The sequence below is a fragment of the Halomonas sp. HMF6819 genome (genome assembly GCF_044335525.1).
Lineage (GTDB): Bacteria > Pseudomonadota > Gammaproteobacteria > Pseudomonadales > Halomonadaceae > Vreelandella.
This window is the reverse complement of sequence record NZ_JBIQVY010000002.1, coordinates 481,706-500,406: the sequence shown is the minus strand read 5'-3', so window position 1 is coordinate 500,406 and position 18,701 is coordinate 481,706. Positions and strand designations below refer to the sequence as shown.

Genomic DNA, 18,701 nt, shown 5'->3' with positions numbered 1-18,701 from the left:
GAGCGCGCCCACCGGCTACGCCTTATCCGCGGGCAGGGCGAGCAGGTCCCGGTGGCCGACCCAGACCCCGAGCGTCCCTGCGCGAACGCCTTTCAAGCGCGCATCGCGCCACTGGGCGATCCGGCTCGCCTCCATCGGTACCTGCTCGGTCATCGCCTCGGCAAAGCCTTCGATGAGCGAGCACGCCAACGGCCGCCGGTCGCTGTCGCCGGCCTCCAGCCGCCAGGGCGTGTCGGCCTGTTCGACGCGGTAGCCGCGGGCTTCGAGCGCTTGGGCAAGCGCCGTTTGCGCCGCGCCGCCGAGCGCGCTGCCAAGCCCCTTGTCGCGAGCCTGGTGGGCGTTGAAAAGCGAGCGCGCCCACAGATCGTCACCGTCCTCGAGCATCTCGCCACGCTCATCGAGAAAGCACCAATGACCGGTCACACTCAGAGCGATCAACACCGCCTGACACTTGTCGGCGCACCGCTCGGCCAGCGACTCGATCCACTCCTGTGAGACCAGATCTAAAAGCGCCGAGGCGCTGACGAGCCGAACGGAAGCTAGCGCCGGGTGATCCAGGTCCGCAATCGAGGCGCAGTGAACTTCGACGGATACCGGCTCATTACTCGCGCTGCCAAGCGCCTCGGCCCGCGCTTTCGCTTCATCGAGAAGCTGCTCGTCATGATCGAACAGCTGCCAGCTGTGCGCGCCTTGAATCAGCGGCGCGAGAAACTGCAGGTTGCTGCCGCGCCCGCAGCCAAGATCGGCGATGACCACCTCACCGGGCTCGCGGCCGAGCCACTCGCTGGCCTTTTGCGCAAGCTCGCGGCTTCGCGCCCCAAAGTCGACGCTTTCTCTAAGCGTCAACCAATCGGCGGCGAAGCGACTGCTCGCCGAGAAGTGCGCCGGGCGCATCAGTGCTTGGGTGAAAGCGGCGCCGGCGGCCTGCCAGTCACCGAGCGCCTCGCGTGCCTCACGCGCGCCTTCATAAAGGCGCGCACGCAGCGAAGCGTCGCTCAAAAAGCGCTCGATTGCCTCACCCAGCGCTTGGCTGTCGCCGGGGGGCACGCCGAGGCCGGCGTTGTCGGGCAGCGTATCCGCCAGTGCCCCGCCGGTGGTGGTGATGACCGGCAGGCCATGCGCCAGCGCCTCGGTCACCACCATGCCGTAACCTTCGTACCAGGACGGCAGCACCAGCGCGTGTGCACCGCGATAGGCGGCTTCCAGCGCTTCGGCGTCGCACTCGCCGTGAAGCGTGACTTGTGACAGCTCGTGGCGCTCGATCAGCGCCGCGACCTCGGCGGCAAACGCCTCGTCGCGCGGGGCTCCGTAAAGGTCACACTGAAAATGGCGCGTCTCGAGCCCGGCCAGCGCCTTGACCAGCACGTCCTGGCCCTTACGCGGGGTGAGCGTGGCCACGCACAAAAGCCGAATCGGCTCGCCATCCAACGGTGCCGGGCTAACGGGGCCCGGCTCGACGCCGGGCTCAATGACCGCGATGGGTGCGCTCAGAGGCAGTTGATAGCGCTTTGCAAGCTCGTCCAACCGATGCGCGGTGAAGCGGCTGGTGACGACGATGCGAACCACGCTTTGAAGCCCTTCGAGCTCGCTTGTGTGTAGCTGCGCTTGGGTTTCTTCGTCCAGGCCCTGCTCGTCACCGAGCGGATGGTGCAGAAGCGCGGTAATATCCAAACGCGCGCCGTGGGTAGCGACGATGTCCGGCAGGCTTCCCATGACCAGCCCATCGATGATGACGCGCTCGCCGTCGTCGAGCTTGGCAAGCGCCTCGGCGAACTCTCCCGCGGCCCGGTCGCAAGCCAGCGGAAATTGGCCGCCGAGCTCGACCACCTCGACCATGTGGCCCTGGCGGCGCAGCGCCTCAACCATACGCGCGTCATACATGTAGCCGCCGGTGCGCTGGTCGAGCGCGCCGGCCACCAGCAGCGTGAAGCCCTCGCTCAACGCGCGGCTTTCGTTCAAATCGCCGCTTTCGCTCATAGCGCGCCTTCGTAGCTTGCCCACGCCACGTGGGACTCGTGAAGCTTCACTTCCATATGAGTAATGCCCTGGGCGGTGGTGCCCATCCTGCCCTCCTTGATCCCCTTGGCTAGCGCATTGAAAATCACGCCGGCCATGAATTCGGTGGTGGTGTTCTTGCCCTTGAACTCGGGCACCTCGTCCAGGTTTTGGAAGTTGTAGCCCGCCAGCACTTCCTTGAGAGTTTCGCTGGCAAGACCGATGTCGATCACCAGTCCGTCCGCATCAAGCTCTGGCCGCTTAAAAACTACGTCGACCACGTAGGTGGCGCCGTGGGTGCGCTGGGCCGGGCCGAAAATTTCGCCGTTGAAACTGTGGGCGATCATGAAGTGGTCGCGAACGCATAAACGGTACATGGAAAATCCTTTTCTAATGTCGTTAGACATGAATGGGCGTAAGCGGCGCGGGATTTAGCCGGTCACGGAATAGGTGATGCGGTGGCAAAGCGCCTGGCTTTGAGGGCCGAACAATGAAGGCGCCACTTGGGGGAACTCGTCGAACGTGCACTCGCCGCTGATCAGATGATCGAGCCGCTCATCCTTTAAAAGCTCGAGCGCAAGCCCTAGGCGCCGGCGGTAGTCCCAGCGCGGCTTTAGCGCGGCGGGCAGTTGGCCGACCTGGCTTGCCTTGATGGAGAGCCTTTGTGAGTGGAAAGCGCCGCCGAGGGTAAGCGCGGTGTCGCCTTCGCCAAACCAGCTCATCTCAATTAGGCGCCCTTCGCTGCCTAAAAGCGACAGGCCCAGGCGCAGCCCTTCGCCGTGGCCGCTGGCGTGAATTACGCCGTCCTGGTCGGTAGGGGCGCTATCCGGGGTGCAGAACCCGACACCTAGCGCGGCTGCCAGCGCCTGTCGCTCGGGGTTGATGTCGATGAGATGCACGCGGGTGCCGGGAATTTGCGCACAGAGATAGGCCACCAGCGCGCCGACAACGCCAGCCCCCACGACGCAGAACCGTTCGCCGGGCAGGACGTTTGCGTCCCACACACCGTTGATGGCGGTTTCCATGTTGGCGGCCAGCACCGCGCGCTGAGCTGGCAGGCCGTCCGGTAGCGGCATGACTGCGCTTGCCGGCACGACGTAGCGGGTTTGATGCGGGTAGAGGCAGAAAACGGTTTTATCGCGCAGCGTTTCTGGCCCCTTTTCGACCACGCCGATGCTGCAGTAGCCGTACTTCACCGGCGTTGGGAAGTCGCCTACCTGAAAAGGCGCGCGCATGCGGGCGTACTCGCTTGGCGGCACCCGGGCATTAAACACCAGCGACTCCGTTCCCCGGCTGACGCCGCTATACAGCGCACGCACCTGAACCTGGTCATCCAGCGGCGCCTCAAGCGTTTCAGGTTGGATCTCGGCCGCTTGAGGGCGTGTGATCCAAAGAGCACTGGCGGTTTCCGTCAGCGGCATAAAAACAATTCCCTGTGATTAATCCGTTCTTATCACTCATCATTCAAGCATTGCCAGGTTTTCGTCACTTTTCAATGCCATCGGTGCTTTTCATTTGCCTTCGGTGGCGGTAGCCTGGAAGCTTGAGCGCCCACCTCGGTCAAAACGCTTGCTCAGTAACGTTCGCATTGGGGCGCGAGCTCGCTCATCGTCACGCCCCAATGCAGCATAATTTTGATAACGATCGCGCGGTCGAGCGCCGCTTTGTGAGTCGCCATGCCCTTCGTATCACCCCTTGCCAGCACGCACCCACGCCTTTTTACCGCTTTCGAGCTGGCGCTGGGGGCAGGATTTTTGATCGCCTCCGGCAAGGGCCTTTCGCCGCTGCTCGTATCCCCGGCGACTTGGGCGATTACGGCGGCGCTTTACGGCGTCATCGCCTGGCTGACGCTTTGCTTCTGGGATCGCGGGCCGCTTGGCTGGGCCAACCGGGTGACGCTGGCCCGCGCCATCCTGGTCGCCATCGTGGCCGGGGCGCTGGCCGAGCACGCCTTTATCGAGGCGATCTGGCTGTGGCTCGCCGTGGCGCTGGTGTCGCTGGCGCTCGACGGCGTCGATGGGTTCGTGGCGCGCAGGACCAATAGCCACTCGCGTTTCGGCGCGCGCTTCGATATGGAGCTCGACGCGCTGATGATTCTGCTGCTGTGCGTTGCGCTGTTGAAGCTCGAGTCGCTCGGTGCGTGGGTGTTAATGATCGGCGGCATGCGCTACGCCTTTGTGCTGGCAAGCTGGCGCCTTGAATGGCTGAGCGCGCCACTGCTTGAAAGCTTTCGCCGCAAGACGGTGTGCGTGTGGCAGGTGGTAGCGCTGCTTCTAGCGCTCACGCCGCTGACCAGCCACACCGTCGCGACGCTTCTGGCGCTGAGCGCGCTGATAGCCTCGCTTTACTCTTTCGGTGTCGACGTTCGGTGGCTTTACCGGCGCCGCAATGGATCCTGAACGCTCGCCTCGCGGTAGCAGGCAACTGCTACACTGGGCGCCGTGACCCTGTCGGAGCCCGCCGTGACGCGTACCCATCACCCTACCCCTACTTTTCAACTGCGCCTGGCGCTGCACCGCGACGTGATTCTGGGTCCGGGCAAGGTGGCGCTGTTGGAAGCCATCGACGAGACCGGCTCGATCTCGAGCGCCGGGCGCGCGCTTGGCATGAGTTACAAAAAAGCCTGGCAGTTGATCGAAACCATGAACGGCCACTTTCTCGAGCCGCTGGTTGAAACCCACGCCGGAGGCAACGAGCGTGGCGGCGCGCGACTCAGCGCCACCGGGCGCCAGGTAATCGCCCACTTTCGCGCCCTGGAGCGGCGCTTGGCCGAGGAAGACGCCGAGGACGCCCGCGCCCTGCTCGATCTTCTGGCGTTTGAAGCGGCCGAGACGAGCGCTTGTGATAACGGCGCTTGATCATTGATCCGGTTGGCTTTAGTCTCCGCTATATCCAGACGGAAATAACGGGAATTCATACAATGCCTCTCGCCTCGCCCCGCACGCTCGCTGCCCTTGCGCTGGTCTGCGCGCCGCTGTCGGCTCACGCCGCCGACAACGTTCAGATCGCCGCTGCCGCCTCGCTGACCGATGCCATGAACGAGGCCATCGCCGCCTTCGAGGCGACACATGATATCGACGTCACACCGGTCTACGCGTCCTCATCGACGCTGGCGCGCCAGATCGACAGCGGCAGCCCCGCCGAGGTATTCGTCTCCGCCAACGTCGACTGGATGGACTGGCTCGAAGCGCAAGGCGTTGACGTCAGCGCGCGTGAGGATCTGCTGCAAAACCGCCTGGCGCTGGTCAGCGCCAGCGACGCCGCCCCTGAGACGTTCACCCCAGGCAGCGGCGCGCCAATCGAGGATCTGCTCGGTGCGGGTGATCGCCTGTCGGTGGGCGACCCGGACCACGTGCCGGCGGGCATCTACACAAGGCAAGCGCTGGACACGCTCGGTGAGTGGGATGCGCTGGAGCCGCGCCTGGCCCGGGCAAGTGACGTGCGCGCCGCTCTCGCGCTGGTCGAGCGCGGCGAAACGCCGGCCGGCGTGGTCTATCAGACCGACGCCTTCGCAAGCGAGGCCGTGCGCGTACTGGGACTTTTCCCGGCGGATAGCCACGATCCGATCACCTACCCGGCGGCGCTGATAGGCGAGAGCGAAAACGACGCCGCACAGACGCTTCGCGACTGGCTTAAAAGCGACGCGGCACTGGATATTTTTGAAGCCTACGGCTTCGACACCGCCATCAGCCGGCCCTGATGCTAACGCCTGCGGAGTGGGAAGCGATTCGGCTGAGCCTGTTGATCGGGCTGGCCGCAGTGGCCTGGATTTTGCCGCCGGGCATCGTCATTGCCTGGTGGCTGGCGCGCTTCGAATTTCGCGGCAAAGCCTTGGTCGACGGGTTGATCCACCTGCCGCTGGTACTGCCGCCGGTGGTGGTAGGCTATCTGCTGCTGGTGGCGCTGGGCCGCCAGGGGGTCATCGGGGCGTGGCTTTATAGCGCGCTGGGCGTATCGCTGCCGTTTAGCTGGCAGGGCGCGGCGGTGGCCAGCGGCGTAATGGCGTTTCCGCTGCTGGTACGCGCGCTGCGCCTGTCGCTCGAGGCGGTGGACCCGAAGCTCGAAGCCGCGGCCAGAACGCTGGGCGCCGGGCGGCTGCGTGTCTTCACCACGATCACCCTGCCGCTGGCGGTACCGGGGCTTTTGACCGGCACCATGCTCGCCTTCGCCCGGGCGCTGTCCGAATTTGGCGCCACGATTACCTTTGCCTCCAACATCCCTGGCGAAACCCGCACGCTGCCGCTGGCGCTCTACACGCTGATCCAGAGCCCTGGGCGAGAAAGCGCCGCGGCCAGGCTCTGCGTATTGGCCATTCTCATCGCGCTGGTGTCGCTGATCGCATCGGAGTGGCTGGCCAGGCGAACCAAACAGAGAGTGCAGGAGCGCGATGCCTACTGACCGCCCTTCGGCCGCCGGTTTAACGCTTGAGGTCGACCAGCGCCTGGGGGCTTTTCACCTCGGCGCCGCACTTGAACTGCCCGGGTCCGGCGTGACCGGCGTGTTCGGCCCCTCAGGCAGCGGCAAGACCAGCCTGCTGCGCCTGATCGCCGGGCTCGAGCGCCCCAACGCTGGCCGAATCCAGCTTGGCGAGCGGGTGCTAGTGGACAGCGCCAGGCGCGTTTTCGTGCCCGCCCACAAGCGCCGGGTGGGCGTGGTGTTCCAGGAAGCGCGGCTTTTCCCCCACTACCGGGTGCGCGGCAACCTCACCTACGCCATGCCGGCGCACGCGGCGCCGCGCTTTGACGACATCGTCGAGCTTTTGGGGATTGGGCACCTGCTCGAGCGCATGCCCGGGGCGCTGTCCGGCGGCGAGGCGCGCCGGGTCGCCATCGGCCGGGCGCTTTTGAGCGACCCGGAGCTGCTGCTGATGGATGAGCCGTTGACCGGGCTCGACGGCGCGCGCAAGCAGGAGCTTCTGCGCTATATCGCACGGCTCACGCGCCAGGTAGACATTCCGGTGGTGTACGTCAGCCACGACGCCGACGAGATCGCCGCCATCGCCGACCACCTGGTCGTGATGAGCGCCGGGCGCGTGGTGGTAAGCGACACCCTGAGCGCGCTTTTGCAGCGCCTTGATCTTACCCAGACGCTGCAGGCGTTCGAGGCCGCATCGCTGCTTGATGCGATTGTTGTCGATCACGACGCGGCCTATGGGCTCACCCAGGTGGCTCTCGACTCAGGCGCATCCAACAACCACCCGAGCCTTTCAATCCCCGCACCGGCGCTGGACAGGGGGCAGCGCGTTCGCCTGCACGTAAAAGCCCGCGACGTTAGCCTGTCCCGATCAGTCGAGCCTGCCACCAGCGAGCTCGACGCGCTGCCCGCCGTGATCGAGGCGATGAGGTACCTGGCGCAAACGCCTCATCAGGTCGAGATCCGCCTGCGCGTGGGCACGCAGACGCTTCGCGCGCAGCTTTCGCGAAAGGCCTGCGACGCCCTGGCGCTCGAAGAGTCCATGGCGGTCACCGCACTGATTCGCCGAGTGACGGTCTCGCCTATTTGATCGCCCATGGTCGATAAACGTTTTACCCACCGCCAAAAACGACAGCGCCCCGCCCGGTTGACCGGGCGGGGCGCTGTCGCGCTATAGCGCGGCTAGAAAGCCTTGGGGAACATCATCTGCGGCAGGTACATGAAGATACCGGGCAGCAGGATCACCGCGATGATCACCGCGAGGATCAGCCCAATCAGCGGCATGACCGCCACGAAGGCGCGCGGCATGGAAACCTCGCCGATCTGGGTGGCGATCAACAGGCAAATACCGTAAGGCGGCGTGATCAGCCCAAGGGTGAGCGAAAGAATCACCACCAGCGCCATGTGCACCTGGTTGATATCCGCGGCAACGCAAAGCCCCTGGATGATTGGCAAAAAGATGATGACCGCGGTAACCGGGCTCAGCACCGTGCCGATGATCAGCATGCAGACCATCACCATCAGCATGATGCCGATACGCGTCTCGGTGACCGAGAGGATGAAGTTGGCGACCTCCTGAGCGATGCCCAGATACGAGATCAGCCACCCCATGATGCCGGCGGAGGCCACGGCGAACATCGGCAGCGAAAACGCCACCACCGAGTCGCTGAGAATGCCTGGCAACTGGCGAAAGCGAATGGCGCGGTAGAACACGAACGCCAGCAGCATGCCGAGCAGCACCGCGACTGAGGCCGCTTCGGTGGCGGTAAAGACGCCCAGCGTGATGCCGCCCAGAATGATCAGCGGTAGAAGCATCGGCGGGGTCGCGGTGACCGCGGTTCGACCCATCTGGGCAAACGAGAACTTGCCCGTCGCCTTGATGCCGTGCTTTTTGGCAATGTAGTAGACGTAGCCCATCTGCATCAGCCCGACCAGCACGCCGGGCAGCACCCCGCCCATGAACAGCGCGCCAACAGAAACGTTGCCGAAGGCGCCGTAGATCACCATCAAAATCGACGGCGGAATGACGCCGCCGAGCACCGAGGACGCCGCGGTCAGCGCGACGGCGAAAGGCGCCGGGTAGCCGGATTTCTTCATCGCTGGAATCAACACCGCGCCGACGCTTGCAGTATCCGCCGCCGCCGAGCCGGACAGGCTTGCAAACATCATCGACACCATGACGTTGATATGACCAAGCCCGCCCCGGACATGGCCCACGGTGCTGTCGGCGAAGCGCAGCAGGCGGTCGGTGATACCGCCGTCGTTCATCAGCCGCCCCAGCAGCAGGAAAAACGGCACTGCCAGCAGCGGAAAGGAGTTGATGCTGGCGAACATCTGGTTGACCACCGAGGTCAACGGCAGGCCCAGCTGCAAAATGGTGATGATGGAGGCAAGCCCAATGGCGAAGGCGATCGGCACGCTCAGCGCGATCAACAGCAAAAAGCTTCCGATCAGAGTCAGTAAGGGAGTCATGAATCGATGGCCTCGCTTTGGCTTGCGGCGTCTTTTCCGCGGGCCAGCATCTTGATGTCTTTCAAAAGAATTTCGATGGAGAACAGAAACATCGCCACACCGGCCACGGGCATGGCGGCGAACACGTAGGACATCGGCGTGCCGAGCGCCACCGAGCGGCGGTGCCAGCCCATGTCCACCAGCACGTTGCCGTTGACCACCAGCACGTAGATGACCGGCAGGCAGGCGATACTGCCAAACAGGCGTAGCGCGCGCTGGGTGACGACGAAGTGCGAGGGGAAGACGTCGACCACATAGTGCTGGCGCCGGCGCAGCGCCACCGCGGCGCCAAGAAACACCGCCCAGACGAAACAGGACATGGCGATCTCGTCGGTCCAGGAGACCGAAATGGCCAACACGCTGCGGGCAAACACCTGGTAAAGCACCGTCAGGATGAAGATCGCAAATAGGCTGCCGGCAATCAGCGTCAGCACCCTTTCCAGCACATCATTGATCAATCGCATGCGTTCATCCTTTCCAGCCAACGGCGCCTCCCCGGAAGGCGCGCGATGTGCGGCGTCTCTTAAAGGTCGCGAATCGTCTCGAGCAGCTCGGTCAAACCGCGCTCTTCGGCGAACTCGTCGTGAAGCGGCAGCGCCCGGTCGATGAAGGCCTGCTTGTCCACCTCGGTGACCGTCACGCCCAGGTCTTCGAACTGATCGATGAACTCGGCGTCGTACTCTTCGCCCTTGTCGGTACCCACCTCGCCGGCGTGCTGCGCAGCTTCCATAATGAGCGCCTGGTCCTCTTCAGAGAAGCGGTTGAAGCGGTTCTCGCCGATCGAGATGTGGCTCATCATGATCTGGTGCTCGGTCTTGGCGTGGTACGGCGCAACTTCGTACAGGCGGCTGGAGAAGTAGCCGCTGATGGTGCTTTCGAACGCGCCGACGACGCCGGTCTGCATGCCGGTGTAAATTTCCGTCCAAGGCAGCGACGTCGTCAGCGCCCCGTAGGCCTGCCACATGTCGGCGTCCAAACGCGAGCCGGTCACGCGCATTTTCACGCCTTCCAGATCAGAAGGCTCGGTGACCGGCCCAACGTTGGTGCTCAGGTTGCGCGTGCCACCGCCGGTCAGGCTCAGAAGCTTGAGACCCACATCAGCTTCGGTCACGGCGTTGTCGAAGTACTCGAACACCGGCGAGTCCGGCGCGGTCGCGGCGCGGAACATGTCCATGTCTTCGAACAGGTAGTTGAGGCTGAAGATCTCGAAGTCCGGCACGTAAGGCGAAACGTTCATGACCCCGCCAATGATCATGTCGGTGGTGCCAATGCGAATCTCGTCGACCATGGTCTGGTCGTTGCCGATCTGACCGCCCGGGAAGATCTGCACGGTGATGCGATTATCGGTGGCTTCCTCGATTTCAGCCTTGAACGCTTCGGCGGCATCGATCCAGGGGTGCGGCGCGCTGACCACCGTTCCAATGCGTAGCGTTTCGGCCAGCGCCGGTGTGGCCCCCATCATCGTGACCGCGCCGAGTACCGCAAGCGTCGAAATAGAGCGTTTTGTCATGATAGTTCCCCTGTCAAGCGGTTTGTGATCATTAGTGAACGGTGGCTGGTAATGAACGGTGACGACTCAGGCGGTGGACACCGGCTCGCCGAGCGTATGCATCAGCCGGTTGGCCCAGCCGAAGAGCGTCGTCGACAGCGTCAAATCCAGTATCTCCTGCTCGTCGAGCCCGACGTCGCGAAGCGCCTGGATATCGCTCTGATCGACGTTCGGCGGCGTCTCGGAAAGGCGCATGCCAAAGCGCAGAATAGCGCGAGTCCGCTCGTCGAGCTCGGCCTCTTTGCCGCGCAGGAAGATATCCTTCATCACCGCATCATCGCCGACGATGTTGTTGTAACGGTGGGCGTGCACCGCCGCGCAGTAGATGCAGCGGTTGACCACCGAGGCCGCCACGGCGCCGAGCTCGCGCTCCTCGCGGCAAAGCCCACCCTTGTCGTACATGATGCCATTGAACAAGGAGGTCCGAATACGCAGCGATTCCGGGTCGTGGGCCAGCACCAGCACGTAGTCGGAAATTTTGGTATTCGACGGCGTCTCCTTGAGCGCCTCGCGCTGGGCCTCATTGGCGTTGTCGAAATCGACCGGCGTGACATGGGGCCGCCAGGTAGGAATACGCGTGGTGAACTTGTGAATGACGCGACTCATTGCGTTTCTCCCATGACGCTCAGCACCGCGGTGACGCGCAGCTGATAGTTGACGAAGGCGACTAGCCCGGCCAGGCGTACGATGTCGGCATCGACGAGCCCCGCTTCGCGCAGCGCTTCGATATCGGCTTTGGTGGCGTCCTTGGGCGAGCGCGTGACCAGATCCACATAGGTCACCATCGCCGCCAGGCGCGGGGCATCCGCGCCAGGGGTGGCGTCGGGGTCGGCCAATCGATGCGGGTCGGCGTCGGCACCGTAGCTTTCCAGCAGCGCTTGGTAGTGGCTAACGAGCCCAGCCTGGCGACAGATTTTCGCCATGCGGCAGGCCAGTGCGGCGCGCGCGGCGCGCGGCACGCCGCCTTCATCGGAGGGCAAAAGCGCGGCGTCGTGAGACTGCTCGGTAAGATCCATCAGTTTGCCGCGCATGGTCAGCGCCTCGAACAGCGCACCGCTATCCGATACGTTAGCCGCGGTCTCGATTACATGTGCCATTGATACACTCCTTGGGCAAGTGGACCATCAATCATTGGGTAGCGGCGAAGCCGTCCATTCGTCGCCCTGGAGTTCCGGGGCATCGTAGTGCTGTAGCTGCTGCCAGTGGCGCTCCACGTCCTCCTGGTAAAAGCGCGAGGCGATGGCGCTGGCAAGCCAGCTCGCGCCTTCGCTGATACCGGGAATATCGCCGCTCACCTTGCCAAGGCTGACCGATGCCCCGTAGTTGAAACAGTGAATGTTCGAAAGCCAGGGGGCGCTGCCGGGTTCGCGCTCCTGAAAGGCGAAATCACGCCCCACGTAGGGAAATTTACCCAGCTCGTCGTGGGCCAGACCTTCCGGGGGCTGGTAGCGGTCGCGCCAGAGCAAAATGCGGTCAGCGTAGCCAGCAAGCTCGGTGCGCGCCAGCGGGTCGATCTCGAAGCCCGTGCCCAGAATCAGAAAATCGCCGCGCACCTCGCCCTGGCGGGTGGTAACGACGATCTCATCGCCCTCAATTCGGGTCGCTTCGACGCCGCACTCGAAGTGGAAAAAGGCGTTTTCGTGACGGCTGACACGCATCGTCGAGCCCCGTGGCGGCGGCGTCTGGGTGATGAACGAGTAGTGCATGATCCGCCAGCGCCAGGCATCACTGAGCCCCGCGTAGCCGTGCGTAAAGCCGAACGAGCCGATGCCCATCATCTTGTTGATGGTCGGCATCTGGGCGCGGCGGATCAGAAAGCGGACCTCGGAGGCGCCGTGCTCCAGCGCTTCGGCGGCGTTGTCGACCGCGGACGCGCCCACGCCGACCACGATCACCCGCTTGCCTTCCAGCGCCTTGAAGTCGATGTCGTCGGCGGTGTGCGCCCAGGCCTTTTCCGGCAGGCTCTTGACGAAGCCGGGGATCTTCGGCGCGCCGGTGCCATCGCGCCCGGTGGCCATAATCAGCTTGCGCGTCAGCACCGTTTTGGCGGATGCGCCGGACAGCTCGAGGCGCAGAAGATCGCCTTCGGGCGTGACGCGCTCGACGTTGACGCTGTTTTCGACCGGCAGCGCCAGCACCTCGCGGTACCAGTTGAGGTACGCCATCCAGGTGGGCCGCGGAATCTTATCGAGCGCCTCCCAGGCGTCACTTCCATACTGCGCCTCGTACCAGGCGCGGAAGGTCAGCGAGGCAAAGCCGTAGCTCGGCCCGGGCAGGGTTTTGGGCGAGCGCAGGGTTTCCATGCGCGCGTAGTTCAGCCACGGCCCCTCGAGCCCTTCCGGGTTGCGATCGAAGATGCGCAGATTGCGAATACCGCCGGACATCAGCGCGAACGCCGCCACCAAACCGCACTGGCCACCGCCGATGATGATGACGTCGTGAACGTGCTCGCCCTGTTCACCGGTACGGGCGGGCACCCAGTTCGCGGGTGGCAGGTTAAGACACGCGAGATCAAAGAGTACGCGCTCGTTGAGCGCCTCCAAACCGGCACCCGAAAGCGTAGGGGAAGAAGTCGTCGTCATGGTGTCATCTTATCCTGGGAGTGCACGGCGTCCTCGGCCTCATGAGGCCACCAGAACCAGCGTATCGGGGTATCGAAGCCGTGAGGGTCGGCGGGAGGCGCGGCGCGTTTAGCCAGCTCGACAAGGTGTTCGGCCTCGGCAAAGGGGTCGCTTTCGTCTGCCAACGCTTTGCGCGCGCTCGCAGGTTCGAGCAGCGCGTCCAGCGTCGTGGCCGCGGTATCAATCGAGGGGGTCGGATAAACGCCGTCGCGCACCGTCCAGGTGCCCGAGCGTTCGTCGACGCTGTAAAGCTTCATGAGTAAGGCCGCGTGACGTGCAATAAATTCGACCGCCGATATTACATAGTTAGCCGTCTCATTGCTAAAAAAGAAGTGAAATCCGAGCCTTACCCAACCTGGGCGATATAAGCTTCTTCCATTTTGAACTAACGATTCGTGCTCGAAGGCGGTGTCGGCGTCGATATTCAAAAGCGAATGACCGTAGGGGCCGGCGCAGGAGCAGCCGCCGCGCGCCTGAATACCGAACAGGTCGTTTAGCAGCGCGACGATGAGATTATGGTGCACCTCGCGCTCGCCGGCGCGCACGTTGAACGAGAAAATCGAAAGCCTGGGCGCGTCGCTCGGGCCCAGCAGCGTCAGGTTATCGATGCACGACCAGCGCGCCAGCGCCAGCTTGGCAAGTTCCGCCTCGCGCGTCTCGATCCGCTCTTCGCCGATCAACGCTTTAATGCGAAACGCGAACCCGGCGCGAATGTCGCCCAGAATGTTCGGCGTGCCGCCCTCTTCCCGGCGCTGAATGTCGCTGACGTAGCGATGGCCATCGGCGGTGACATAAGACACCGTGCCGCCCCCGGCGACCGAGGGTACGGCGTTGACACACAGCGCCCGGCGCACGATCAAAACGCCAGAGCTTCCCGGCCCGCCAACGAACTTGTGGGGCGAGACGAACACGCCGTCCAGGTGATCGTCACGGCCGGTGCCGGCCACGTTGATGGGCACGTAGGGGCCGCTGGCGGCGTAATCAAACAGCGCAATGCCGCCATGGGCGTGCATCAGCCGGGCGATCGCCGCCACGTCGCTTTTGACGCCAGTGACGTTGGAGGCCGCGCTGAAAGCGCCGATCAGCCGCCGGCCCTGAAAACGCGAAAGCGCTTTTTCCAGCGCGTCCAGATCGACCAGCCCCGCCGCGTCGAGCGGGATGCGAGTGATCTCGGCGTCGCACTCGCGCCACGCCAGATCGTTGGAGTGGTGCTCGTAAGGCCCCAAAAACACGACCGGGCGAGCCTCGTCTGATGTCTGATCAAAGCGGGCGAGGCCCAGCATCTTCCAGCAGCGGTCGATAGCGGCGGTGGCACCGGCGCCTGCAAAGATCACCGCGTAGTCGTGGGTGGCGCCAACGGCGTTTGCGATTTGGCGGCGGGCGTCCTCGCGCAGACGCGTGGTGATGCGCCCTGTGTAGGAAGTTTCGGTGTGCGTGTTGGCGTAATACGGCAGCACCTGCTCGCGCATTGCCCGCTCGACGGTGCCCAGCGCGCGCCCGGAGGCGGTGTAGTCGGCGTAAAGCAGCGGGCGCGGGCCGAAGGGGCCAGCGATAGGCTTACCCTCGCCGATGACGTCATCGGCAAGGATCGTCATCCAGTCAGACGCCGCCGAGGGGCAGCTCGCTGGTTTTCTTGACTTGTTCCATGGAGAAGCAGGATGTGACATTGCTGAGCTCTATTCTCGCGATGAGTCTTTTATAGAAAGCGTCGTAGGCAGCGTTGTCGCGCGTGATGACCTTGAGCAGATAGTCGAACTCGCCGGCCAAACGGTTCACTTCCATGATTTCGGGGAAGGACTGGACCACGTCCTGAAAGGCGTCCAGCCAGGCCTGAGTGTGCTTGTCGGTCTTGATCATCACGAAAACGGTCAGGCCGAGATCGAGCTTGTGGGGGTTCAATACGGCGATACGCTTCTCGATCACGCCCTCTTTTTCCAGGCGCTGAATACGGCGCCAGCAAGGGGTGACAGAAAGCCCCACTTTCTCGGCCAACTGCGCAATAGATACGCTATCATCCCGCTGAAGCTGTTCAAGAATTTTTAAATCGAAACGATCAATAAGCAATTTGTTTCCTTTTTATCTTTTAAAAAGAAATATTATTCCTTATAAGACGTTTTGAACTCGATCAAAAGAAATAATTTTTCAACCCCGCTTTGCGAGACTCAAGCGGCCTCAAATTCAATGACAACAGGCCCTTACTGGCCCCGATTCTAGGTATTCACCCAGCGCTTAAATAGTTAGCCAAGGCTATACAAGTTATTGGTTATAAAGTTTATTTTTCGAGACATCCCCTCAGTGCAAGAGGCTGCCGTGCTAGTATCTCGATACTTGAACGGCAGGGTTCGTCGCCCTGCTCGTCAACCGTTTAGAAGCGCCTTTTAAGCCACACGAGTTCCCCCGCCATGACGCCCGTTGCTCTTGTCCTGCTCGCTTTTTCCATGTCGGCAGATGCGTTCGCCGCCTCGATCAGCAAAGGCGCAGAGCTTCGCCGCCCGCGCTTTCGCCACGCGGTGGGCATCGGGCTGGTGTTTGGCGTGGTGGAGGCCATTACCCCGCTACTGGGGTGGGCGGCGGGCGTGGCCTCGCAGCGCTTCGTGCAGGCCTGGGATCACTGGGTAGCGTTTGCGCTGCTGACGGCCATTGGCGCGCACATGGTTTACGCCGGGCTTAACAAGGAAGAGAAGATTGGGCATCGCCGGCAAACGCTCTGGCTTTTGATACTGACCGCCACCGCCACCAGCCTGGACGCCATGGCCGTGGGCGCTAGTCTCGCCTTCATCGACGTCGATATCGTCACCACGAGCCTCGCCATTGGCCTTGCCACCACGCTGATGGCCTCGATCGGCACGGTGCTCGGCCACCGGTTGGGCCGCTTCGTCGGCCACTGGGCCGAGCTAATCGGCGGCGTCGTGCTGATCGGCATCGGCTGCGCCGTGCTGGCCGAACATACCGGCGTGTTCAGCTGATCAGCGCTTTCAGCCACTCGAGCAGCGCCTGGTGGTTCAGGCTGTAGTCCCGCCAGGGTGCCGGCGTGTAGTAGCAAAGAGGTGAGTCGACCGCCAAGGCCACCTCGACCAGCGTGGCGTTGCTGACGTGTTCGGCCACCAGCGTTTGGGAACAGAACACCAGCCCCTTCCCGGCCACCGCCTCGGCTATCCCGTAAAGCTCCTGATCGAAACCGATAGTCTCGAACGCCTCACCGGCGAGGCCGCTTTGCGCCAGCCACTGAGGCCAGGGCGGTGACGGAAGGCGCTCGTTTTTCCAGCGGGTCAGGTAGACCGGCATCGGCTGGGTGTCTTTCATCGCCTCGACGACGGACGCCGCTCCATAAAGGCCGAAGCGCTCCTTCTTCAGTACACAGGCGGCCTCCACCCGGCGCGCGTCGCCCAGCCGGATGCAGAGCTGGCTAACCGGGGAGCCTATCGTTTCGCCGGTCGAAACGTTCACCTCCAGATCCGGGTAGCGGCGTTGAAAGTCGTGAAGCCCAGGAATCAGCACAAGCGCCGCAAACGAGGAGGTAGTCTCCACGCGCAGGTGCGAGGCGCGTTGAGCGATGTCGTCAAGTGCCGTCTCGATGGTTAGAAACCCGCTGGTCGTCGCCTCGGACAGCCGCTGCCCTGCCGGGGTCAACGTGATCTGACGGTGGTGGCGATGAAAGAGCCGAACGCCGAGCCGCTTTTCCAGATTGGCCACGTGGTGGGACACGCCGGTAGGTGCGATTGCCATCTCTTCCGCGGCCTTCTTGAAGCTGCCCAAGCGTGCCGCAGACTCGAACGCCTTGATTGCGTGCAGTGACATTTTCAATTACTGGCGTCCCGTTCTAAAAATCTGGATGATTTTAACTCATCTATACGCCGTTGTTACTCGTTTGTCCCGTGTCGCTTTGAAGCCCAGCATGGCGGCTTCTTTCCAGCAACGGCAGAGCCCACCATGCGTACCCTCCTTCATCTGGACGCCAGCGTTCGCAAAGTATCCAACCCCATACCCGGCCATGATTCCCTTTCCAAAAAGATCGCCCGCGCGTTCATCGACGCGTGGCAAGGCGTAGCGCCCGACGACGAGATCATTCACCGTGACGTCGGTATCGAACCGCCCGCCTTCATCGATCAGAGCTGGATAGGCGCCGTGTTCACGCCCGAGGCTAATCGGAGCGAGGAGCAGCATCGGCACCTGGCGCTTTCCGACCGGATGATCGACGAGCTGACCCGGGCGCACTTCATCGTGATCTCGTCGCCCATGTACAACTACGGCATGCCCGCGCCGCTGAAAGCGTGGTTCGATCAGGTCATTCGCATCAACAAGACGTTTAGTTTCGACCTGGCGCGCGGCGATACACCGCTGGCGCCGATGCTCTCGAGCAAGACGCTGATACTACTGACCTCGAGCGGTGAGTTCGGCTTTGGCAAGGGCGGTGTGCGCGAACACATGAACCATTTGGGCCCGCATATTAAAACGTTGAGCCACTACCTGGGGGTCGAGACCTTTCACGAGATCGGCGCGGAGTATCAGGAGTTCAACGACGAGCGCCACCGCCAATCGCTGAATCAAGCGTTCGACGAAGCCAAAGCGCTGGCTATCAGGCTGAGCGCCGAGCCAAAAGGACCGTTCATGGAGGGGGCGAGACGTGATGCTGTGTAGCTGAACCACTCGGCAAAAGATCAAAACGATCACGGGGCGCCAAGGCGCCCCGTGATCTTATGCGTCGAGGGTGAACCGCGCTTGTCCTATTGGGATCAGAACGTGTACTCGATACCCACAACGGCCACCGGGTAGATGTTGTACTTGTCGAGTTCGTCTTTAAGGTCATCTTCTTGCTCGCGCGCTTCGCGCTCGGCGATCGCTCGAACGAACGGAATATCGAGCGCATCGCCTCGCGGGGTAAGAGAGACGCTGGGGTCGATCCAGAAGGCGCCAACTTCGGCATAGAAGCCAAGGCCCTGCTTGGCGCTGTTGCGCCAGCCTATGCCCAGGTAGGGCTCCACGCCGTCTGAAAGTTTGCCCACGCCGTCCAAACGAGCGCTATTGGCATCGATGGGAATACCGCCAAATTCATCGAACGTTTCGCCGCCCGTATAGCGACCCACCGCCTTGAGCTGGATATCGGGCCTGACGGCGCCGGCCGAAACGAAGAAGCCGTTTTCGGCCCACGGATAGACATCGAGTTTGAGGCTGTAGACATTCATGTCGACTTCGCCGGTATAAGTGAAATCGCCGTTGGTATGATCCAGGTCATCATAGTTGAACCCGCTATAACCCGCGGTCAGCGCCATGTGGTCGTGAAAACGCCAGCTGGCGTTAGCACCCAGGCCGGTGGTGCCGGCACTACCCGCGACCGACCAGCGACTATCAGCCATGGTAACGGCACTGGCCGCCAGCAAAAACGACCCGGTCAATAAAGCGGTGGCAAATCGATACATGCAGCAGCCTCAACGTGAGAATTTTTTGGGCGGCGCCGGTCGGCACCAACTGTTTGGTTGAAGCGAGTTTACGTAAGAGCGCTTTAGTCTATTGAAAGAAAAGCGAAGTGTTAGGCCAGTATTTACCCAACGACACTTAACGTTACCAAACAGTCAGCACTCGCCATTAACAAGTAAGCCTCCTCGATTCATCAT

Annotated in this window: 20 protein-coding genes; 7 read left to right on the top strand and 13 right to left on the bottom strand. The window is 62.8% G+C overall.

What is annotated here, in order from left to right; translation table 11 throughout:
- Positions 1-15: 15 nt before the first annotated feature.
- The 3 genes from ACGLWX_RS08265 to ACGLWX_RS08255 are packed head-to-tail and all read right to left on the bottom strand — an operon-like array spanning position 16 to position 3,416.
- Complete coding sequence (locus ACGLWX_RS08265) at positions 16-1,977, bottom strand: glycosyltransferase (protein WP_396238874.1); 1,962 nt, start codon at positions 1,975-1,977, stop codon at positions 16-18.
- Positions 1,974-2,372 (bottom strand): 6-pyruvoyl trahydropterin synthase family protein, encoded by a 399-nt coding sequence (locus tag ACGLWX_RS08260; protein ID WP_396238872.1) that lies wholly within the window; start codon positions 2,370-2,372, stop codon positions 1,974-1,976. The genes ACGLWX_RS08265 and ACGLWX_RS08260 overlap by 4 nt, the downstream gene beginning before the upstream one ends.
- Before the next feature lie 54 nt (positions 2,373-2,426).
- Positions 2,427-3,416: a zinc-binding alcohol dehydrogenase gene (locus ACGLWX_RS08255; protein WP_396238870.1), complete on the bottom strand. Its 990-nt coding sequence runs from the start codon at positions 3,414-3,416 to the stop codon at positions 2,427-2,429.
- 255 nt (positions 3,417-3,671) lie between these two features.
- On the opposite strand from ACGLWX_RS08255, the gene ACGLWX_RS08250 reads away from it, so the two are divergent.
- The 5 genes from ACGLWX_RS08250 to modC all read left to right on the top strand — a co-directional run bounded on the left by ACGLWX_RS08250 (position 3,672) and on the right by modC (position 7,498).
- Positions 3,672-4,394, top strand: coding sequence for a CDP-alcohol phosphatidyltransferase family protein (locus tag ACGLWX_RS08250; RefSeq protein ID WP_396238868.1), 723 nt, complete (start codon positions 3,672-3,674; stop codon positions 4,392-4,394).
- 63 nt (positions 4,395-4,457) lie between these two features.
- Positions 4,458-4,853, top strand: a complete 396-nt coding sequence (locus tag ACGLWX_RS08245) for a winged helix-turn-helix domain-containing protein (protein ID WP_396238866.1) — start codon at positions 4,458-4,460, stop codon at positions 4,851-4,853.
- A 62-nt stretch (positions 4,854-4,915) separates the two neighbouring features.
- The gene (modA, locus tag ACGLWX_RS08240) at positions 4,916-5,695 is read left to right on the top strand and encodes a molybdate ABC transporter substrate-binding protein (RefSeq protein ID WP_396238864.1); all 780 of its coding nucleotides are present in this window, start codon (positions 4,916-4,918) and stop codon (positions 5,693-5,695) included.
- Positions 5,695-6,393 carry a molybdate ABC transporter permease subunit gene (modB, locus tag ACGLWX_RS08235; protein WP_396238862.1) on the top strand — a complete coding sequence of 233 codons (699 nt, stop codon included), beginning with the start codon at positions 5,695-5,697 and terminating at the stop codon, positions 6,391-6,393. The genes modA and modB overlap by 1 nt, the downstream gene beginning before the upstream one ends.
- Positions 6,383-7,498 carry a molybdenum ABC transporter ATP-binding protein gene (gene modC / locus ACGLWX_RS08230; RefSeq protein ID WP_396238860.1) on the top strand — a complete coding sequence of 372 codons (1,116 nt, stop codon included), beginning with the start codon at positions 6,383-6,385 and terminating at the stop codon, positions 7,496-7,498. Before modB ends, modC begins: the two co-directional genes overlap by 11 nt.
- A gap of 92 nt (positions 7,499-7,590) precedes the next feature.
- Here the strand turns inward: modC and ACGLWX_RS08225 are convergent, their stop codons facing one another.
- The 8 genes from ACGLWX_RS08225 to ACGLWX_RS08190 form a co-directional block, all read right to left on the bottom strand.
- Positions 7,591-8,880 carry a TRAP transporter large permease gene (locus tag ACGLWX_RS08225; RefSeq protein ID WP_396238858.1) on the bottom strand — a complete coding sequence of 430 codons (1,290 nt, stop codon included), beginning with the start codon at positions 8,878-8,880 and terminating at the stop codon, positions 7,591-7,593.
- Positions 8,877-9,383 (bottom strand): TRAP transporter small permease, encoded by a 507-nt coding sequence (locus tag ACGLWX_RS08220; RefSeq protein ID WP_252106603.1) that lies wholly within the window; start codon positions 9,381-9,383, stop codon positions 8,877-8,879. The genes ACGLWX_RS08225 and ACGLWX_RS08220 overlap by 4 nt, the downstream gene beginning before the upstream one ends.
- 59 nt (positions 9,384-9,442) lie before the next feature.
- On the bottom strand, positions 9,443-10,429 hold the full coding sequence (locus ACGLWX_RS08215; RefSeq protein ID WP_396238856.1) for a TRAP transporter substrate-binding protein: 987 nt from the start codon (positions 10,427-10,429) through the stop codon (positions 9,443-9,445).
- Between the two features lie 66 nt (positions 10,430-10,495).
- Entirely contained in the window at positions 10,496-11,074 is a 579-nt protein-coding gene (locus ACGLWX_RS08210; protein ID WP_396238854.1) for a peroxidase-related enzyme, read from the bottom strand.
- A complete protein-coding gene (locus ACGLWX_RS08205; protein ID WP_252106600.1) occupies positions 11,071-11,565 on the bottom strand; it encodes a CMD domain-containing protein in 495 nt (164 codons plus the stop codon). Before ACGLWX_RS08205 ends, ACGLWX_RS08210 begins: the two co-directional genes overlap by 4 nt.
- Positions 11,566-11,592: 27 nt before the next feature.
- Positions 11,593-13,050, bottom strand: a complete 1,458-nt coding sequence (locus tag ACGLWX_RS08200; RefSeq protein WP_396238852.1) for an NAD(P)-binding domain-containing protein — start codon at positions 13,048-13,050, stop codon at positions 11,593-11,595.
- Positions 13,047-14,684: an aminotransferase class V-fold PLP-dependent enzyme gene (locus ACGLWX_RS08195; RefSeq protein ID WP_396238850.1), complete on the bottom strand. Its 1,638-nt coding sequence runs from the start codon at positions 14,682-14,684 to the stop codon at positions 13,047-13,049. The genes ACGLWX_RS08200 and ACGLWX_RS08195 overlap by 4 nt, the downstream gene beginning before the upstream one ends.
- Positions 14,685-14,688: 4 nt before the next feature.
- Positions 14,689-15,153, bottom strand: coding sequence for an Lrp/AsnC family transcriptional regulator (locus ACGLWX_RS08190; RefSeq protein WP_252106597.1), 465 nt, complete (start codon positions 15,151-15,153; stop codon positions 14,689-14,691).
- A 338-nt stretch (positions 15,154-15,491) separates the two neighbouring features.
- On the opposite strand from ACGLWX_RS08190, the gene ACGLWX_RS08185 reads away from it, so the two are divergent.
- Positions 15,492-16,055: a manganese efflux pump MntP family protein gene (locus ACGLWX_RS08185; protein ID WP_396238848.1), complete on the top strand. Its 564-nt coding sequence runs from the start codon at positions 15,492-15,494 to the stop codon at positions 16,053-16,055.
- On the opposite strand, the gene ACGLWX_RS08180 is transcribed toward ACGLWX_RS08185, so the two are convergent.
- Positions 16,048-16,887, bottom strand: a complete 840-nt coding sequence (locus ACGLWX_RS08180) for a LysR family transcriptional regulator (RefSeq protein WP_396238846.1) — start codon at positions 16,885-16,887, stop codon at positions 16,048-16,050. The two genes, ACGLWX_RS08185 and ACGLWX_RS08180, sit on opposite strands and share 8 nt — an antisense overlap.
- Positions 16,888-17,019: 132 nt before the next feature.
- On the opposite strand from ACGLWX_RS08180, the gene ACGLWX_RS08175 reads away from it, so the two are divergent.
- A complete protein-coding gene (locus ACGLWX_RS08175; RefSeq protein WP_396238844.1) occupies positions 17,020-17,727 on the top strand; it encodes an FMN-dependent NADH-azoreductase in 708 nt (235 codons plus the stop codon).
- A gap of 95 nt (positions 17,728-17,822) precedes the next feature.
- Here the strand turns inward: ACGLWX_RS08175 and ACGLWX_RS08170 are convergent, their stop codons facing one another.
- Positions 17,823-18,506, bottom strand: coding sequence for a hypothetical protein (locus ACGLWX_RS08170; protein WP_396238842.1), 684 nt, complete (start codon positions 18,504-18,506; stop codon positions 17,823-17,825).
- Between the last annotated feature and the right edge of the window lie 195 nt (positions 18,507-18,701).

What these genes read in the sequence shown, in the direction of transcription:
- ACGLWX_RS08265 (WP_396238874.1), bottom strand. Translation starts at nt 1,977, where the DNA reads ATGAGCGAAAGCGGCGATTTGAACGAAAGCCGCGCGTTGAGCGAGGGC.
- ACGLWX_RS08260 (WP_396238872.1), bottom strand. Translation starts at nt 2,372, where the DNA reads ATGTACCGTTTATGCGTTCGCGACCACTTCATGATCGCCCACAGTTTC.
- ACGLWX_RS08255 (WP_396238870.1), bottom strand. Translation starts at nt 3,416, where the DNA reads ATGCCGCTGACGGAAACCGCCAGTGCTCTTTGGATCACACGCCCTCAA.
- ACGLWX_RS08250 (WP_396238868.1), top strand. Translation starts at nt 3,672, where the DNA reads ATGCCCTTCGTATCACCCCTTGCCAGCACGCACCCACGCCTTTTTACC.
- modA (WP_396238864.1), top strand. Translation starts at nt 4,916, where the DNA reads ATGCCTCTCGCCTCGCCCCGCACGCTCGCTGCCCTTGCGCTGGTCTGC.
- modB (WP_396238862.1), top strand. Translation starts at nt 5,695, where the DNA reads ATGCTAACGCCTGCGGAGTGGGAAGCGATTCGGCTGAGCCTGTTGATC.
- modC (WP_396238860.1), top strand. Translation starts at nt 6,383, where the DNA reads ATGCCTACTGACCGCCCTTCGGCCGCCGGTTTAACGCTTGAGGTCGAC.
- ACGLWX_RS08225 (WP_396238858.1), bottom strand. Translation starts at nt 8,880, where the DNA reads ATGACTCCCTTACTGACTCTGATCGGAAGCTTTTTGCTGTTGATCGCG.
- ACGLWX_RS08220 (WP_252106603.1), bottom strand. Translation starts at nt 9,383, where the DNA reads ATGCGATTGATCAATGATGTGCTGGAAAGGGTGCTGACGCTGATTGCC.
- ACGLWX_RS08215 (WP_396238856.1), bottom strand. Translation starts at nt 10,429, where the DNA reads ATGACAAAACGCTCTATTTCGACGCTTGCGGTACTCGGCGCGGTCACG.
- ACGLWX_RS08210 (WP_396238854.1), bottom strand. Translation starts at nt 11,074, where the DNA reads ATGAGTCGCGTCATTCACAAGTTCACCACGCGTATTCCTACCTGGCGG.
- ACGLWX_RS08205 (WP_252106600.1), bottom strand. Translation starts at nt 11,565, where the DNA reads ATGGCACATGTAATCGAGACCGCGGCTAACGTATCGGATAGCGGTGCG.
- ACGLWX_RS08200 (WP_396238852.1), bottom strand. Translation starts at nt 13,050, where the DNA reads ATGACGACGACTTCTTCCCCTACGCTTTCGGGTGCCGGTTTGGAGGCG.
- ACGLWX_RS08195 (WP_396238850.1), bottom strand. Translation starts at nt 14,684, where the DNA reads ATGACGATCCTTGCCGATGACGTCATCGGCGAGGGTAAGCCTATCGCT.
- ACGLWX_RS08185 (WP_396238848.1), top strand. Translation starts at nt 15,492, where the DNA reads ATGACGCCCGTTGCTCTTGTCCTGCTCGCTTTTTCCATGTCGGCAGAT.
- ACGLWX_RS08180 (WP_396238846.1), bottom strand. Translation starts at nt 16,887, where the DNA reads ATGTCACTGCACGCAATCAAGGCGTTCGAGTCTGCGGCACGCTTGGGC.
- ACGLWX_RS08175 (WP_396238844.1), top strand. Translation starts at nt 17,020, where the DNA reads ATGCGTACCCTCCTTCATCTGGACGCCAGCGTTCGCAAAGTATCCAAC.
- ACGLWX_RS08170 (WP_396238842.1), bottom strand. Translation starts at nt 18,506, where the DNA reads ATGTATCGATTTGCCACCGCTTTATTGACCGGGTCGTTTTTGCTGGCG.